The sequence below is a fragment of the Stappia sp. TSB10GB4 genome, assembly GCF_900185745.1.
Lineage (GTDB): Bacteria > Pseudomonadota > Alphaproteobacteria > Rhizobiales > Stappiaceae > Stappia.
The window spans coordinates 191,900-208,645 of the sequence record NZ_FYAV01000055.1 but is presented as its reverse complement, the minus strand read 5'-3'; the positions used below and the strand labels follow the sequence as shown (position 1 = coordinate 208,645).

General features: G+C 68.9%; 13 protein-coding genes. All 13 read left to right on the top strand.

Annotation, left to right across the window (positions count from 1 at the left end; genetic code table 11):
• Positions 1-53 precede the first annotated feature (53 nt).
• The 13 genes from TSB10GB4_RS15730 to TSB10GB4_RS15670 all read left to right on the top strand — a co-directional run bounded on the left by TSB10GB4_RS15730 (position 54) and on the right by TSB10GB4_RS15670 (position 16,667).
• The gene (locus TSB10GB4_RS15730; RefSeq protein WP_186396495.1) at positions 54-3,443 is read left to right on the top strand and encodes a PAS-domain containing protein; all 3,390 of its coding nucleotides are present in this window, start codon (positions 54-56) and stop codon (positions 3,441-3,443) included.
• Positions 3,444-3,610: 167 nt separating this feature from the next.
• A complete protein-coding gene (locus TSB10GB4_RS15725; RefSeq protein WP_186386585.1) occupies positions 3,611-4,048 on the top strand; it encodes a DUF2948 family protein in 438 nt (145 codons plus the stop codon).
• 52 nt (positions 4,049-4,100) lie between these two features.
• Positions 4,101-5,396 (top strand): histidinol dehydrogenase, encoded by a 1,296-nt coding sequence (gene hisD, locus TSB10GB4_RS15720; RefSeq protein ID WP_244570926.1) that lies wholly within the window; start codon positions 4,101-4,103, stop codon positions 5,394-5,396.
• Between the two features lie 119 nt (positions 5,397-5,515).
• The gene (locus TSB10GB4_RS15715) at positions 5,516-5,995 is read left to right on the top strand and encodes a UPF0262 family protein (RefSeq protein ID WP_186396493.1); all 480 of its coding nucleotides are present in this window, start codon (positions 5,516-5,518) and stop codon (positions 5,993-5,995) included.
• 46 nt (positions 5,996-6,041) lie between these two features.
• Positions 6,042-6,500 (top strand): low molecular weight phosphatase family protein, encoded by a 459-nt coding sequence (locus tag TSB10GB4_RS15710; RefSeq protein ID WP_256376580.1) that lies wholly within the window; start codon positions 6,042-6,044, stop codon positions 6,498-6,500.
• A 113-nt stretch (positions 6,501-6,613) separates the two neighbouring features.
• Positions 6,614-6,832, top strand: coding sequence for a translation initiation factor IF-1 (gene infA / locus TSB10GB4_RS15705; RefSeq protein ID WP_013653834.1), 219 nt, complete (start codon positions 6,614-6,616; stop codon positions 6,830-6,832).
• A gap of 55 nt (positions 6,833-6,887) precedes the next feature.
• Positions 6,888-7,571 (top strand): Maf-like protein, encoded by a 684-nt coding sequence (locus tag TSB10GB4_RS15700; protein ID WP_186396492.1) that lies wholly within the window; start codon positions 6,888-6,890, stop codon positions 7,569-7,571.
• 130 nt (positions 7,572-7,701) lie between these two features.
• Complete coding sequence (locus TSB10GB4_RS15695) at positions 7,702-9,213, top strand: AMP-binding protein (RefSeq protein ID WP_186396572.1); 1,512 nt, start codon at positions 7,702-7,704, stop codon at positions 9,211-9,213.
• Between the two features lie 90 nt (positions 9,214-9,303).
• The gene (gene yacG / locus TSB10GB4_RS15690) at positions 9,304-9,561 is read left to right on the top strand and encodes a DNA gyrase inhibitor YacG (protein WP_186396491.1); all 258 of its coding nucleotides are present in this window, start codon (positions 9,304-9,306) and stop codon (positions 9,559-9,561) included.
• Between the two features lie 127 nt (positions 9,562-9,688).
• On the top strand, positions 9,689-10,525 hold the full coding sequence (locus TSB10GB4_RS15685; RefSeq protein WP_186396490.1) for a FecR domain-containing protein: 837 nt from the start codon (positions 9,689-9,691) through the stop codon (positions 10,523-10,525).
• A gap of 160 nt (positions 10,526-10,685) precedes the next feature.
• Positions 10,686-12,323, top strand: coding sequence for a bifunctional UDP-sugar hydrolase/5'-nucleotidase (locus TSB10GB4_RS15680; protein WP_186396489.1), 1,638 nt, complete (start codon positions 10,686-10,688; stop codon positions 12,321-12,323).
• A 197-nt stretch (positions 12,324-12,520) separates the two neighbouring features.
• Positions 12,521-13,861 carry a tetratricopeptide repeat protein gene (locus tag TSB10GB4_RS15675; RefSeq protein WP_186396488.1) on the top strand — a complete coding sequence of 447 codons (1,341 nt, stop codon included), beginning with the start codon at positions 12,521-12,523 and terminating at the stop codon, positions 13,859-13,861.
• Positions 13,862-13,913: 52 nt separating this feature from the next.
• Positions 13,914-16,667, top strand: a complete 2,754-nt coding sequence (locus tag TSB10GB4_RS15670) for a FecR domain-containing protein (protein ID WP_186396487.1) — start codon at positions 13,914-13,916, stop codon at positions 16,665-16,667.
• The last annotated feature ends 79 nt before the right edge of the window (positions 16,668-16,746 follow it).

Genomic DNA, 16,746 nt, shown 5'->3' with positions numbered 1-16,746 from the left:
ATTTTGCCGATCTTCGCTTTGAAGCATTTACCTGTTGCAGGCATACTCGGGCCATGAACTCCATCGTCCTCGATGCGCTGCCCGCAAACGAAGACAGTCGCCTGCGGGCGCTGCGCCGGCTCGGCATCCTGCATTCGGAGCGGTCGACGGAATTCGACGCCCTGGTCGAGGCGGCGGCGGCGGTCATGGACTGTCCGATCGCGATGGTCTCGTTCGTCGACGAGCACGAACAGTGGTTGAAGGCCTTTTGCGGGCTGGATTTCCAGGAAACGCCCCGCAAGGCGGCGATCTGCCGCCACACCATTCTCAGCCCCGATCTGCTCGTGGTTCGCGATCTCGCCGCCGACCCCCGGTTCCAGCACGACCGGCTGGTGGTCGAGCCGCCGCATGTGCGCTTCTATGCCGGGTGTCCGCTGTCGATCGACGGCATCCACCGGCTCGGTTCGCTCTGCGTGATGCACACCGAGCCGCGCGATCCGACCCCGTCGCAACTGCAGCAATTGCGCCGGCTCGGCGTTGCCGTGGAAGGGCTGATACGGGCCTATGCCGCCCAGGCGGAGGCGGCCACCTTGCGCGAGGACGCGGTGCGCCAGCAGGCGCTGGTCGAGACCCAGTCCCAGCTCCTTGCACAGACCACCAGCATCTCCGGCGTCGGCGGCTGGGAACTCGACCTGGAGCGCGACACGCTGCTGTGGACGGATCAGGTGCGCCGCCTGCTGGAGGTGGACGACGACTACGTCCCGGACTTGAAGGAGGCCTTCGGCTTCTTCCGGCCCGAGGCGAGAGGCGAATTGCGCCGGGCGCTCGACAATGCGCGATTGCGGGGCTTTCCCTTCAGTCTCGAACTCCTCGCATGCACCGCCAAGGGACGCGAGCGCTGGGTCCGTCTCGCCGGCAAACCGACGATGCGCGAGGACAGGACCCTGCGCATCGTCGGCGCGATCCGCGATGTCACCGACCGCAAGACGGCCGAGATCCGGCTGCAGCATTCCGAGGCGCTGTATCGCACGACGCTGCTCTCCCTGTCCGAGGGGGTGATCGTCGCCGATGCCGACGGCCGGATCCTGTCCCACAACCCGGCGGCGCTCGCCATGCTCGGCCTGGACGGGCAGGACATTACGGGCCGCGAGTTGCAGACGCTCGACCTCGACTTTCTCGCCAAGGACGGCGGGCAGGGCAGCCTTGGCAACCTTCTCGCGCGCGGCGTCGCGGATCCGGCCAGCCTGTCCAGCACCGTTGCCGGCCTGCGCCTCGGCGATGGGGTCCTGCGCTGGCTCAATCTCAATGCGGTGGCCTATTCCGGTCCCGGCGACGGGGCCGGCGGGGGCGCGGTGATCTCCCTCACCGATGTCACCGAGACGGTGCGCCAGGCGGTGACGCTCGAAGGGGTGTTCCGGAACTATCCCGGCGCCGTGGTCTATTTCGACCAGGACCTTGTCGTCGCCGGCTGGAACCGGGCTTTCGAGACCCTGCTCGACGTGCCGCCCGACTATCTGAGGCGGCGTCCCTCGCTCGCCGACTACGTGCTGATGAACGCCGAGCGCGGCGAATATGGCGAAGGCGATCCGCGGGAGCTCGCCCGCCAGCGGCTCGAAACCATCCTCGGCGGACCCGAACATGCCTATGAGCGCAGCCGGCCAAACGGCATGATGCTCGATATTCGCGGCACCTTCCTGCCGGGCGGCGGATTGCTGTCGACCTTCACGGACATCTCCGACCGCAAGCGGATCGAACGGCAGCTTATCGAGAACGCGCGTGTGGCACGCGAGAAGTCCGACGAGTTGGAGACCGTGCTCGCCAACATGAACCAGGGGGTCAGCGTCTTCGACCGGGACGGCCGCTTGACCCTGTGGAACGAGCAATATGTCTCGCTGTTCGGCTTCGAGCCCGACGCCATCGCGCCTGGAAGGCCCTTCCGCGAGCTGGTGTTCCAGACCAACGTGCGGCAGGAGGCGCGCGAGGATGTCGAGGCCCGTATCACAATGCTGATGCGGCGCATGGAAGCGGGCGAGACCATGCGCTCCACCTTCCGTCTGAAGACCGGCCGCATCATCTCCACCGTCCATGCCCCGCTGCCCGACGGCGGCTGGGTGGGAACGCATGAAGATGTCACCGAGCGCGAGCTTGCCGCCGACAAGGTGCTGCATGCGGCCCGCCACGACACGCTGACCGGCCTGGCCAACCGGACCTATCTCAACGAGCAGCTCGAAAAGCTCGCCACCGGCGAGGCGCCGGCCGAGGGGTGTCTCGGAATTCTGATGCTGGTCGATCTCGACCGGTTCAAGCCGGTGAACGACGCGCTCGGCCACAATGCCGGCGACGCGGTGCTATGCGAGGTGGCGCGCCGGCTGCGGCTGTGCGTGCGCGAGAGCGACTTCGTCGCGCGCATCGGCGGCGACGAATTCGCCGTGCTGCTGTTGTCGGGAAGCGGGCTGACCTGGCCGTCCGATCTGGCGGAAGCGGCGGCGCGCAGGATCCTGTCCGCCATGTCGACGCGGTTCGCCGTCGAGGGCAGCAGCATCCAGATCGGCGCCAGCATCGGCATCGCGCCGATCCTTCCCGGCGCCGAGATGTCCGAGCTCCTGCGCCACGCGGATGCCGCGCTCTACCAGGTCAAGCACCAGGGGCGGAACGGCTTCCGCATTCACGAGCCGCCGGTCGACGAACCGGCGGGAGCGGGGCAGGTCATCGCCTGGCCGGGAGCGGCGGCAGCGGCCGCGGCCGGCACCGTCGCCCCGGTACTGCTTCGACCGGCGCCCTCCGGCGGCGAGTTGCTGTTCCAGCCGATCGTCTGTCTGCGCAGCCGCGAATTGCGGGGCTATCAGGCGCTGCAGCATCTGCCGGGCCAGACCGGCGGAGCCGGGGACGTGGCGCAGGACACCGCGGCGGTGGAAGCGGCGACCGCCGGGCTTCTGCGCGAGGCGCTGAGCGCGGCGGTCCGGCTGCCCGACGCGCAGATGATCTCCCTGTCGCTCGGTGCGCGCCAGTTCGGCCTCGAAACCCTGGCGGCCACCATCGAGCGGGAGATCGCCGCCGCCGGCATCGATCCGGGGCGCCTCCACCTGCAGGTCGCGGACGGCTACTTCCTGCTCAACTCCGGCGCGGCCTCGGGCCAGTTCGAGGCGTTGCGCGACATCGGCGTGCGGCTGGTTCTCGACAGGTTCGGGGCGGAGGCGTCCTGTCTCAAGCTGCTCAGCCGCTTCCGCTTCGATTCTCTGCGCATCGATGGCTGCAGCCTGCAGGACATCCTGGCCGGAGGGCGCGGCGCGGCGGCGATCCGGGCGCTGGTCGCCGTCGCCGAGACGCTGGGCGTGCCTGTGGGGGTCGAGGGGGTCGACAGCGAGGAGCGTGCGAGCCTGCTCTCGGCCGCGGGCTGCGTCCAGGGCCAGGGCCGGCTGTTCGGGACACCCGAACCCATCGAGGCCTTCCTCTCCGTCGCCTGATCTTGGCGGCGCCGCTCCCTGTCGCGTCAACTGGCCCGCGTCAACTGGCCCGCGTCAACTGGGTGGTTGCTTTGCCGCGTGAATTCATTAGGTAAGGGCGGACGGTCGGCGCCCCGCGCGCCGGCTGCGGGCACGACCCCGGGCACAACCCATAAGGTGGCTGATCCATGCGGCAACTGAAGCTGGCGGCGTTGGACGAGGAAGACCTGGCGGTGATTTCCGCGCAGGTGCAGGACGCCGTGCTCAAGGTGGGCGATATCCGCTACTATCCTTCCGACCGGCACCTGGTGCTCGTCATGAACCGGTTCGCCTGGGACGGCGAGAGCACGGGGAGCCGCGCCACCAACGAGCGCCGCCGTTCCGCCCTGTCCTTCGCCCGGGCGGAGCGCCCGCGCGCGCTGAACATCCGCCAGGACGCGAAGGACGCGGTGCTGTCGCTGCTGGCGGTCAACTTCGTCGCCGGCAGCGAGCCGGCCGGGCGCATCGACCTCGTCTTCGCCGGCGGCGGCACGCTCTCCTTCGATGTCGAATGCATCGAGGCGCAGCTCGCCGACCTCGGCGCGGCCTGGGCGACCGGGCACCGTCCCAGCCACCCGCTCGACTGACGTTTTCTCAACACCCTCCGGGCGGTGCCCGGCAAACCGTGGAGGTCCCGCCGTGGCGATCCGCCTGTCCACCGGCGCAGCCGATTTCGAGGCCGCTTTCGCGGCCCTGCTCGCCAGCAAGCGCGAGGCATCCGCCGATGTCGATGCGGCGGTGCGCGACATCATCGAGGCGGTGCGGGAGCGGGGCGACGCCGCGCTTCTCGACTACACCCGCCGCTTCGACCGGCTGGAGGCGCAAAGCCTTGCCGAACTGACCGTCACCGCCGAGGAGATCGAGGAGGCGGTGAAGAAGGTGGATGCCCGCACGCTCGACGCCCTGACGCTGGCGCGCGACCGCATCGCCTCCCATCACGCCCGCCAGATGCCGGCGGACGACCGCTACACCGACCCGATCGGCGTCGAGCTCGGCTCGCGCTGGACGGCGATCGAGGCGGTCGGCCTCTATGTGCCCGGCGGCACGGCCAGCTACCCGTCCTCGGTGCTGATGAACGCGGTGCCCGCCAGCGTCGCCGGCGTGTCGCGCATGGTCATGTGCGTGCCGAGCCCGGACGGCGCGCTCAATCCGCTGGTGCTGGCCGCGGCCCACCTTGCCGGCGTCACCGAGATCTACCGGATCGGCGGGGCCCAGGCCATCGCCGCCCTGGCCTTCGGGACGCAGACGATCCGGCCGGTCGCCAAGATCGTCGGTCCCGGCAACGCCTATGTGGCGGCCGCCAAGCGGCGGGTGTTCGGCACGGTCGGCATCGACATGATCGCCGGTCCGTCCGAGATCCTCGTCGTCGCGGACGGCGCCAACGATCCCGACTGGATCGCAGCCGACCTGTTGTCGCAGGCCGAGCACGACACCAGCGCCCAGTCGATCCTGATCACCGACGACGCGGGTTTTGCCGAGGCCGTCGAGAAGGCGGTCGAGCGCCAGTTGCGGACCCTGCCGCGCGCCGATGTCGCCGGTCCGAGCTGGGCCGATTTCGGCGCGGTGATCACCGTTGCCTCGATGGACGAGGCGCCGGCGCTGGTCGATGCCATCGCCCCCGAACACCTGGAACTGGCCGTCGAGGACGCGGAAGCCCTGTTCGCCCGCATCCGCAATGTCGGCGCGGTGTTCCTCGGCCGGCACACGCCGGAGGCCATCGGCGACTATGTCGGCGGCTCCAACCACGTGTTGCCGACGGCGCGCTCAGCGCGCTTTTCCTCCGGCCTGTCGGTGCTCGACTTCGTCAAGCGCACCTCGATCCTGCGCTGCGATGCGCGGACGCTGCGCGAGCTCGGCCCGGCGGCGATCGCCCTTGCCGAGGCGGAGGGGCTGGCCGCGCACGGCCGCTCGGTCGCCATCCGGCTCAACCTGTGAGGGCGCGGCGTCGAGCAAGCGGCTTGTCGGCACGGGCGTTGACGGGATAGGTGTTGGGACGATTGCTGGACGGCGCGCTGCGACGGCGGCGCGGGCAATGGAGGGTGCAAGCGCAGGTCATGGGAGAAAAGAACAGCGCTCGGCTGGTCGCGGTGGAGCTCGACGAGGCGTCGATCGTCCGCTCGACGCCCGATATCGAGCATGAGCGCGCCGTCGCCATCTACGATCTCATCGAGGAGAACGAGTTCGAGCCGCAGGGCGACGACGGCGGCCCCTACCGGCTGAGATTGTCGCTCGTCGAGAAGCGCCTGGTCTTCCTGGTCGAGCGGGAGGAGGGGCACCCCGTCGTCACCCACATCCTGTCGCTGACGCCGCTGCGCAAGGTGGTGAAGGACTATTTCCTGATCTGCGAGAGCTATTTCGAGGCGATCAGGACGGCGACGCCGAGCCAGATCGAGGCCATCGACATGGGCCGCCGCGGCGTCCACAACGAGGGGTCGCGCATCCTGATGGAGCGGCTGGAGGGCAAGATCCGGGTCGACATGCAGACCGCCCGCCGTCTCTTCACCCTCGTCTGCGCCCTGCACTGGAAGGGCTAGCAGGGTGTCGGGGCCGGGGGAGACGCCCGGTAGCACGCCTGGAGACGTGCCCGGTACTGCGCCGGCGGCGGCGCCCGGTGCCGTGCTGTTCGCCTGCGGCATGAACGCCGTGCGCTCGCCGATGGCGGCGGCGATGCTCGCCCAACTGTTTCCCGGCCGGGTCTATGTGAAGTCCTGCGGCGTGCGCGCCGGCGAGCCCGATCCCTTCGTCGAGGCGGTGATGAGCGAGATCGGCTGCGATCTCGCCAGGCACCGGCCGAAGACCTTCGAGGATCTCGACGAGTCGGGCTTCGATCTGGTGGTGACGCTGGCGCCGGAAGCCCATCACAAGGCGCTGGAAATGACCCGTACCGACGCGGTCGAGGTGGAATACTGGCCCACCCCCGACCCGACGCTTGCCACCGGCTCGCGCGAGCAGATCCTCGGCGCCTATCGAGGCGTCCGCGACGGGCTGATGGGCCGGATCAAGAAGCGTTTCGGCTGGGCCGCGACCCCGGCCGGCTAGACCCTTCGTCCGGCCTCTGCACAAGCGCGGATTTTCGCGAATCCCGCTGTTCCCTTTCGCGGTGCGATCCGGTAGGTTCCCCGCCACATCCGGCTCGATAATCAGGAAACCATATGGCCAAGGAAGAAGTCCTCGAATTCCCGGGGGTTGTGACCGAACTGCTCCCCAACGCGACCTTTCGCGTGAAGCTCGAAAACGACCACGAGATCATTGCCCACACCGCCGGGCGCATGCGCAAGAACCGCATTCGCGTTCTCGCGGGCGACCGCGTGCTTGTCGAAATGACGCCCTACGACCTGACCAAGGGGCGCATCACCTACCGTTTCAAGTGACGCCGAACGGCCATCCGGCCCGGTCCGCCACCCGTGACAGAGAGATAGCGGTCCGATGAGCGCCGCAGCTTCCGACGACAGCAAGACCGCAGGGGCCGGCGGGACGGGCGCGCGCCCGACGCTCGTGCTTGCCTCCGGCTCGCCGCGCCGGCTGGCGCTGCTCCAGCAGATCGGCATCGATCCGGACACGCTGCTGCCCGCCGATATCGACGAGACGCCGCGCCGGGGCGAGACCCCGCGTGCGCTGGCGCAGCGGCTTGCCCGCACCAAGGCCGAGGTGGCGCGCCGCGCCGCCGACCGCAACCCGGCGCATATCGACGGGCTGGTGCTGGCCGCCGACACCGTCGTCGCGGTCGGGCGCCGGATCCTGCCCAAGGCCGAGACTCACGAACAGGCGCTTGCCTGCCTCGAACTGCTCTCCGGGCGCGGCCACCGCGTCTATACCGGCCTGTGCGTCAGCGCCCCGAAGGATGTGGTGCGCCAGCGGCTGGTCGAGACGCGCGTGCGGTTCAAGCGCCTGTCGCGCGCCGAGATCCACGCCTATCTCGACAGCGGCGAGTGGCGCGGCAAGGCCGGCGGCTATGCCATCCAGGGCCTTGCCGGCGCTTTCGTCGCCAAGCTGGTCGGCTCCTACACCAATGTGGTCGGCCTGCCGTTGCACGAGACGGCGAACCTGTTGGCCGGGCTCAAGTATCCGGTTCTTGCCGGCTGGGCCGACCCGGCCGCGATCCGGCCCTGAGACGCTCCGGTCCGGCCGGGCGATTGCCGCTTGGCCTTGCCGGCGGTTCCTGTCACAACGGGTCGGGTCATGAGGCAGGGGCACGTCCGTGCCGGCTGCTCGGGGGGATCATGCGAAGCGGGGAATGCCGATGAATCTCGCAGCCTGGCTGGCGCGTGCCGGACGCGCGCGCGCGGATGCCGTGGCGCTGGCGCGCGGGACGTCGCCGGTCGCCAGCTATCGCGACTTCGCCGGGCGGGCGGCCCGGCTCGCCGGCAGCCTGGTCTCGCAATACGGCCTTGTCCGCGGCGACCGGGTCGCCATCGTCGCGAAGAACGGCCCGCATTATCTCGAGGCGCTCTATGCGATCTGGTGGGCCGGGCTGGTCGCGGTTCCCGTCAACGTCAAGCTGCACGGCGCCGAGATCGGCTGGATCCTGGAGAACTGCGGTGCGCGCCTCGCCTTCGTCAGCACCGGCATGGAGGCGGATGTCGCCGCCTATGCGCCCGCGGGCCTGCGCGACGTAGTGACGCTCGGCGGGCCGCCGTTCTGGGCGCTGGTCGCCGGCGATCCGCTGCCGCTTGCCGATGCGGCGCCGGATGACCTTGCCTGGCTGTTCTACACCTCCGGCACCACCGGCCGGCCCAAGGGCGCGATGCTCAGCCACCGCAACCTTGCGGCCATGAGCCTTGCCTATCTCACCGAGGTCGATCCGGTGGCGCAGGGCGACACCCTGCTGCACGCGGCGCCGATGAGCCATGGCTCCGGCCTTTACGCCATGGCCCATGTCATGCGCTTCGGCATCAACGCGGTGCCGGAGTCCGGCACCTTCGAGGCCGGCGAGGTGCTGGAGATCATCGCCCGCACCCCCGGCGTGTCGATGTTCGCCGCGCCCACCATGGTCCGCCGGCTGACCGAGTCTCCGGTCGAGGCGATGGCGGAGAATATCCGCACCATCGTCTGGGGCGGGGCGCCGATGCATCTGGCGGACACGCGCCGCGCCATCGACCGCTTCGGCCCGCGCTTCGCCCAGATCTACGGCCAGGGCGAAACGCCGATGACCGGCACCGTCCTGTCGAAGGCGGACATTGCCGACCGCGATCACCCGCGCTGGGAGGCAAGGCTCGCCAGCGCCGGCCTTGTCAGTTCGGCGGTCGAGATGCGGATCGACGGCGCCGCCGCCGATCACGGCGCGACCGGCGAGATCCTGGTGCGCGGCGACACGGTGATGCTCGGCTACTGGGACAATCCGCAGGCGAGCGCCGAGGCGCTGCGCGGCGGCTGGCTCCATACCGGCGATATCGGCAGTTTCGATGCGGAGGGCTATCTCACCCTGCTCGACCGTTCGAAGGATGTGATCATTTCCGGCGGCAGCAACGTCTATCCGCGCGAGGTGGAGGAGGTGCTGCTGACCCATCCCGGCGTGCGCGAGGTCGCCGTCATCGGCCGGCCGGATGACGAATGGGGCGAATGCGTCGTCGCCGTCTATGCCGGCGCGGCCGAGCCGGCCGAACTCGACGCGCTCTGCCTGGAGCACATCGCCCGCTTCAAGCGGCCGAAGGACTATCTGCGGGTCGACGATCTGCCGCGCAACAGTTACGGCAAGGTGCTGAAGACCGAATTGCGCGCCCTCGACCAGCGCCGTCGGCGCGCCAGGGGCTGACGGTGGGCTGCCGGGTCGAGGTCGACGCCGGAGGGCGTGTCGGGTAGAACTGGCCGACGAGGGCCGGGCACACGGGACGAAGGACAGGCAATGACGGGCGACCGGCACGGGGGCGAACGGCACGGGGGAGGCAGTCGCGAGGACGACTGGCAGAGGCGGGCACGGCCATGCCCCGTCTGCGGCAAACTCTCGGTGGAGCGCTTCCATCCCTTCTGCTCGTCGCGCTGCGCCGATGTCGACCTCAACCGCTGGCTGTCGGGCAGCTACAGCGTGCCGGTGGTCGAACTGGAGCCGGAGGACCTTGCCGCGCTGGAGGCGATGCAGGACACTGGCGAGAGCGGCAAGTGAGCCGGACGTGACGCGCGGGATTGCGCCGGTGTGTGATCCCGATCACCGCTCGGTCCCGGAGACCTGATAGGCTTGCCGCAGGATGAGCGGGAAAGCCTGCTTGTGACCTGCCGACAGGAGCCTGGACATGGCCGTGACACTTCGCCCCCTCGCCCTTGCCGCAGCGGCCTGCGCTCTGCTTGCCGCCGCCGCTCCGCAGGCCTTGGCCAGTGAGCGGGTCGGCGTTGCCAGCGCCGTCAACCAGAGCGCCCAGAGCCAGCGTGGCGGCGCGGGAATGCGCACCATCCATATCGGCGCGAATTTCGTGAACCGCGAGAAGATCGAGACCGGGTCCACCGGCCTCGTCCAGGTTCTGCTCGCCGACGGGTCCAACTTCGTCGTCGGCCCCAATTCCACCCTGGTGATCGACGAATTCGTCTACCGCCCCTCGGAGGGCAGCGGGCGTCTCGTGGCGACGTTCGGCCGTGGCGTTGCCCGCTATGTCGGCGGCCGCATCTCCAAGGAGCGCGGCGGCGTCACCATCAACACCCGCCAGGGCACCATCGGCGTGCGCGGCGGCATGGCCAATCTGGTCGACCGCGGCAACGAGGCGATCTTCTCCTTCCTCTATGGCAAGGACCTGACCTTCACGGGTCGGGACGGCAAGACCACCCGCGTCTACCGGCCGGGCTTCTCGATCCAGGCGAGCGGCGGGCGGGGCGTCAGCCAGCGCACGCCGCAGGCGCTGATCGCCAGCGTCAACCAGATCCTGGCCGGCAATCGTCCGTCCGGCAAGCGGCCGAGCGGCAGCCAGCTTGCCGGCTTCGCTGCGGTCAATTCCACCTTGCCGCCGTCGGCGGAGGCCCGTTATCCGGCTCCGATTCTCGGCCAGCCGGCTTCGCCGACCCAGCTTCTCGATCTCAGCCACGCCAATTCCGTGGTTCTGCAGGCGACCAAGCAGTATTGCGGTTACTACTGCTACTGACGCGCCGTGCGGCCTGGCCGCGTCATCGGGTACGGTTGATCTGGCTCCGGCAAGCTGGCAGTGTCGCGTGAGCGAAGCCGGGGGCACCTTCGGCCGGGTTTGGCGGCGCGGGCGGGGCCAGGGCATGGCGCCCGGCGGCGGCATGTGAGGAGTGAGCGGGATGCGGTTGGCTTCGTTCGGCGCGGGTGCGCTGTCTGTGATTGGCGGGATGCTGCTGTCGGCGTCCCTCGCGGTTGCTCCGGCCCAGGCCGACTACGCCCTCACCATCCTGCATATCAACGACCTGCACTCGCGGCTTGAGCCGATCAATCGCTTCGATTCCACCTGCGATGCCAAGGACGATGCCGAGGGCAAGTGCTTCGGCGGCATCGCCCGGATCAAGAGCAAGATCGACGAGCGGCGCGCGGCGCTGGCCGCGGCCGGCCGCAATGTCATCACCCTGGATGCCGGCGACCAGTTCCAGGGCTCGCTGTTCTACACCACCTACAAGGGGGCAGCGGCGGCCGAGTTCATGAACATGATCGGCTTCGACGCGATGGCCGTCGGCAACCACGAGTTCGACGACGGGCCGGCCGGCCTTGCCGCCTTCCTCGAGGCGGTCGAGTTCCCGGTCCTGTCCGGCAATATCGACGTGGAGAACGAGCCGGCGCTCAAGGGCAAGGTGCCGGGAGCAATCGTGATCGAGGTCGGCGGCGAGAAGATCGGCATCGTCGCGGTGCTGGCCGAGGACACGGTCGAGACCTCGTCTCCCGGTCCCAACGTCCTGTTCCAGCGCGCCGAGACCTATCTCAAGGGCGCGGTGGAAGGGCTGCAGGCTGCCGGCGTCAACAAGATCATCGCGCTGACGCATATGGGGCTGCCGCGCGACATGGAGATCGCCGCGCGGGTGGCCGGGGTCGACGTCATCGTCGGCGGCCATTCCCACACGCTGCTGTCCAACACCCATGAGGCCGCCGCCGGTCCCTATCCGTTGCTGGTGCAGAATCCGGCCGGCCGCCAGGTGCCGGTCGTCCAGGCCTATGCCTATGGCAAGTATCTGGGCGAGATCGAGATCGTCTTCGACGATGCCGGCAAGGTGATCTCCGCCGCCGGCAACCCGATCCTGCTCGACGCCTCCGTGCCGGCCGACAAGGCCGCCGCCGCCCGCCTTGCCGAACTTGCCGCACCGCTGGAGGAAATCCGCGCCAAGGTGATCGGCAGCACCAGCGAGACCATCGACGGCTCGCGCGAGACCTGCCGCGCCCAGGAGTGTTCGATGGGCAACCTGATCGCCGATGCCATGCTCGACCGCACCAGGGCGCAGGGCGTGCGGATCGTCATCCAGAACGGCGGCGGCATCCGCGCCTCCATCGATGCCGGCGAGATCACCATGGGCGAGGTGCTCACGGTGCTGCCGTTCCAGAACACCCTCGCGACGTTCCAGATCAAGGGCCGCGATGTCGTCGCGGCGCTGGAAAACGGCGTGTCGCAGGTGGAGGAGGGGGCCGGCCGCTTCCCGCAGGTCGCCGGTATCCGCTTCTCCTGGACCCGCGCGCGCAAGCCCGGCGAGGGGCGAATCATCCAGGTCGAGGTTGAGGGCGACGCCGGCTGGGAGCCGCTCGACATGGACGCGACCTATCTGGTCGCGACCAACAACTACATGCGCGGCGGCGGCGACGGCTACAGGATCTTTTCCGAGGCCGGCACCAATGCCTATGATTATGGTCCGGGGCTGGAAGAAGTGGTGGCCGACTATATCGGCGCCCGTGCCGACGGCTATGTTCCCTATACCGACGGCCGCATCCGCGAAGTGCAGTAGCAGGCCCGCACGGCCGGGGGCATGTGCCCGGATTGCAACATGCCCCCCAATATTTGACGAGGCCTCTTCTTGAGGCAGGACTCGTCGCGGCCGCGTGGCGTAATGTCCTCCCGTTCTAATGTGTTTTTTGATTGGAGGGGCCGGTGAGCTTGGCGGTCTATGCCCGGCGCGAGAGTCTGCGTTTCGCTGGATGTGCCGTGGCCGCCCTTGTCGCGTTTGCCTGCATGCCGGCGCCGGCTGCGCTTGCGCAGGGCGCTCCGCAGGGCGCGCAGGTGTCGCTGTCTCACGAGCAGCTCCGCGCCCGTCAGGCCGAGTTGCTGGCGGCGATGATGCGCGATCCGGCCGACCTCGACATCGCCTTCGAATATGCCAACCTGTCCGCCCGCATGGGCGACTACGAGGCCGCGATCGGCACCTTCGAGCGCATGCTGATCTATGCGCCGGGCCTGCCGCGCATCCAGCTCGAACTCGGCGTACTCTATTTCCGGCTTGGCTCCTTCGATGCGGCGCGCTCCTATTTCGAGCAGGCGCTTCAGGCGCCGAACGTGCCGCCGGAGGTGGCTGAGCGCGTCCAGACCTTCATGACCGCGATCGACACGGCCGAGGACCCGGCCAAGTTCTCGGCGACGGTGATGACCGGCCTGCGCTGGCAGTCGAATGCCAATGCCGGGCCGGGCGGGCGCTTCGTGACGCTGAACGGCATCTCCTTCCTGCTCGACGACACCGCCGTCGGCCGCGCCGACTGGAACGCATTCGTTGCCGGCAACGTGCACGCGGCCTATGACCTCGGCACCCAGGGCGACCTGCTGGAGGCGGACCTGCTGTTCTATGGCGGGCGCTATTTCGACAGCACGCGGCTCAACACCGAACTCGCCGAACTGACGTTCGGGCCGTCGTTCAACATGGCCCGCTTCGACATCGACAATGCCCGCTTCGGCGTCTACGGCATCCTCACCGGCGTGCGCCTCAACGAGACCAACTATACCGGCGCCACCGGCTTCGGCGCCCGCTTCGCCATCCAGCCGGACCCGCGCTCGTCGATCAATGCCAAGGTCGAATACCGCTACCGCTGGTATCGCGACAGCGCCACCTATCCGACCGTCAGCAACCGCAACGGCTATCAGATCCTGGCGCAGTTGAGCCATGCCTACCAGTTCTCGCAGGCCTGGTCGGGGCGGGTGTCGCTGCTCGGCGACTATGAGGAGGCGGCGGCCCGTTTCGAGCAGAGCTGGGAGATCGGCGCGACGGCCGGGCTCACCTATCGCTTCGCCTCGCCGGTCGAGATGCTGCGCACCGTCTGGTCGATCGATGCCGATGTCGGCTATGTCCGCCGCGCCTTCGCGGCGCCGGACCCGGTGGTCAGCTTCACGGAAAGCCAGCGGGACAACGAGTTCTGGGTGCGCGGCGCGCTCAACGTGCCGGTCCGCCCGGACATTGCCATGTCCCTGTCCGGGGAGTTCCGCAGGCTGCAATCCAATTACCAGACACGCGATTATTCCAATGCGTCCGTGACGCTCAGTCTGATCAAGACGTTCTGATCTTCTGATTTACGCCGTCCTATCGGGGGCTGATATGCGCAGGCAGTGTTTCATGGCGGCTCTCGGGGCTGCCCTTGTCGTGGTGCCGGGCACTGCTACGGCGCGCAACGACGTGGGCGTCGCGGCAGCGGTCAATCAGGACGCGCGGCGCACGCCGCCGGGCGCCGGCACCCGCACCGTGGTGCTCGGCGACACGCTGATCTATCGCGAGCGGATCGAGACGGCCGGCGAAGGGCTGGTGCAGATCCTGCTGGTCGACGGGTCGACCTTCACCGTCGGCGCCAATTCCGACCTCGTCATCGACGAGTTTGTCTACGATCCCGATGCCGGGACGGGCAGGCTGGTCGCCTCCTTCGGCAAGGGCGTCGCCCGCTTCGTCGGCGGCAAGCTCAGCAAGAACCCGGGCGGCGTCACCGTCAACACCCCGGTCGGCACCATCGGCATCCGCGGCGGCATCGCCAATCTCAACCTGACCGACGGCGCGGGGCGCTTCTCGCTGCTGTTCGGCAAGGAACTGAGCTTCCGCGGCCCGGACGGCCAGACCCGCCGCATCTACGAGGCCGGCTACACGCTCGCCGTCGCCGCGGCCGGCAACCACCGGCCGGAGATCCGGCGCACCAGCCAGGCGGACATCGCCGGCGTGCAGCAGGGGCTGGCGGGGCGCGGCGGCCAGACCGGCGGTGCATCCAGTTCCCCGACCGACGCCCGCGTGCGCGACTCCGGCATCGGCCAGGGCAATTCCGGCCAGCCCATCGTCACCGTCATGCCGCGCCCGCGGCCGCAGGTGGTGGCCTCGACCGGCATCGACGACGGCGGTCACGTCGTCAGCGACATCGTGCCCGGCGCCACGGGCAATCTCATCCGCGAGATCGTCAATGATCCGCCCCAGGTGGACGGCACGCAGGTGGTCCTGCGGGTGCTGACGACCGGCTCCTCCTACGATCCCTCGCTGGAAACCTTCACGGTCTCCAACCCCGGCCGGCAGGGTCTGGTCGGCGGGTCCGCGGCCACCGACACCACCGCCACCTTCACGATCACCGGCGGCGGCACCCAGCTCACCGGGACGATCGGCGGCGAGACAATCACCATACCGCTTCCCGCCGGCGGCCAGGCGGCGTTCCGTGTCGTCACCTCGGGCGGGCGCACGGTGGTCGGGACGGTGCACCGCAACGGCAACCATTTCCTCGCCTTCACCTTCTTCGAGGAAATCTCGTCCTCGGTGCTGGCGGTCAACGATCCCGTCATCGGCATCTGGGGCACGCGCACCGATCCGGCGGCGCTGCGCGCCACGGCGGTCAACCAGATCCGCCGTTACCGCCTGTCGGCCGATCCGTTGCAGGTGGCCAGGACCGGCGTTGCCCACGACCTTTATTTCCTCAATCCGCTGGCGGGAGAGTTGCTCGGCCCCGCCTTCCTGCAGACCGTGCGCACCAGCGATTTCCTCGTCGTCACGGGCTCCGATCTCGACGACGACGACGAGCGCTACCTTGTCGCCTCGATGTCCATCCAGGGCAGCGGCGCCGCCCAGGCGTCGGCGATCTCGGTGTCCACCGGACTGATCTATGAGGACGAGACGGAAGGCTTCGTCATCGAGGGGCCGCGGCGCGGCGGCTTCCGCATCTCCGGCTACGACCCTTCAGTGTTGCATGGGGGGCCTGTCGATTCCGTGCCGGGCGCGGATGGGGGCCACATCTTCGGCCCGAACGCGGAGAATTTCGTGCTCGGCTTCGATGTCGGCGGGCTTGAGACCGGCACCGACGTGTCGGCGCGCGGGCCGTATCCCTATGGCTCGTTGACCGAGATGGTTTCCGGCTACACCCATGTCGGCCAGCTTGAGTCGGTCTCGCCGACGGGCGAGTTCATCCGCACCAGCCGGGTGCTCAACGGCTATGCCTCCGGCATGGTCGAGGCGGCGACGAATGGCGGTGTCGCAACGCCGTTCTGGTCCCTTGCTCCGGAGATGCTCACCATCGCCTTCGATGCCGGCAACAATTCGGTCGGCGCGTCGATGACGATCCTCGACACGTTCGACGGCGACGATCACCTTGCCGGCCTGGTGCTCGGCTTCGGCGACAGCCTGTTCACCTGGAGCGGCGACGGTCATTCGGCCCTGATCGACGACGATCGCTACGCGTTGAGCGGCAATTTCGGTGAGACCTTCGCCGTGACCGACGATGGCGAGATCATCGCGCCGGACAGCAACCCGCGCAGCTACATGATACCTTCGACGCTGGTGGCGGGGGCCGACGACGCGCTGTTCACGGATGTCGCGCGCTGCACCTGCGCCTTCCTGGAATGGGGCTATTGGGGCACCCGCTTCCGCGGCGAGGACACGTCCGAGACGGCGCCGTTCGATCCCCGGCGGCGCGATTTCGTCCATCTCGGCACCTGGGCGGCGGGCGATGTCTCCACCATCGGCGAACTGCCGCTCACCGGCACGGCCTCCTATGCCGGCCATGCGGTCGGCAGCGTCACCAACATCACCAATGATGGCCAGGCACAGTATCTGGCGGCCGGCAATTTCAACATGACCTTCGATTTCGGCGCGCGCACCGGCGAAGCCAGCATCAGCAATTTCGATGGTCGCAACTTCGGCGGCTCGGTCTACTCCCCCACCGGCAGCCCGAGCGACCTCAGCCATTTCGTCGGCGGCCTCGGCAACATGAGCGAGACGGTGTCGGGCGTGCTGACCGGCTCTTTCGTGAACGGTCCGATGGGCGCGGCGCAAGGGGTGGTCGGCAGCTTCGGCATCTCCGACATCACCGGCGCCTACACCGCCACCGGCGTCGTGGTCGGCCAGCGCTAGGCGAGCCGTTTCAAGGGCTTGCCCGGCGCCACGATCGGTTTGCCGAACCGGCGGCGGGCATGGCCCCGATGCCTGTCCG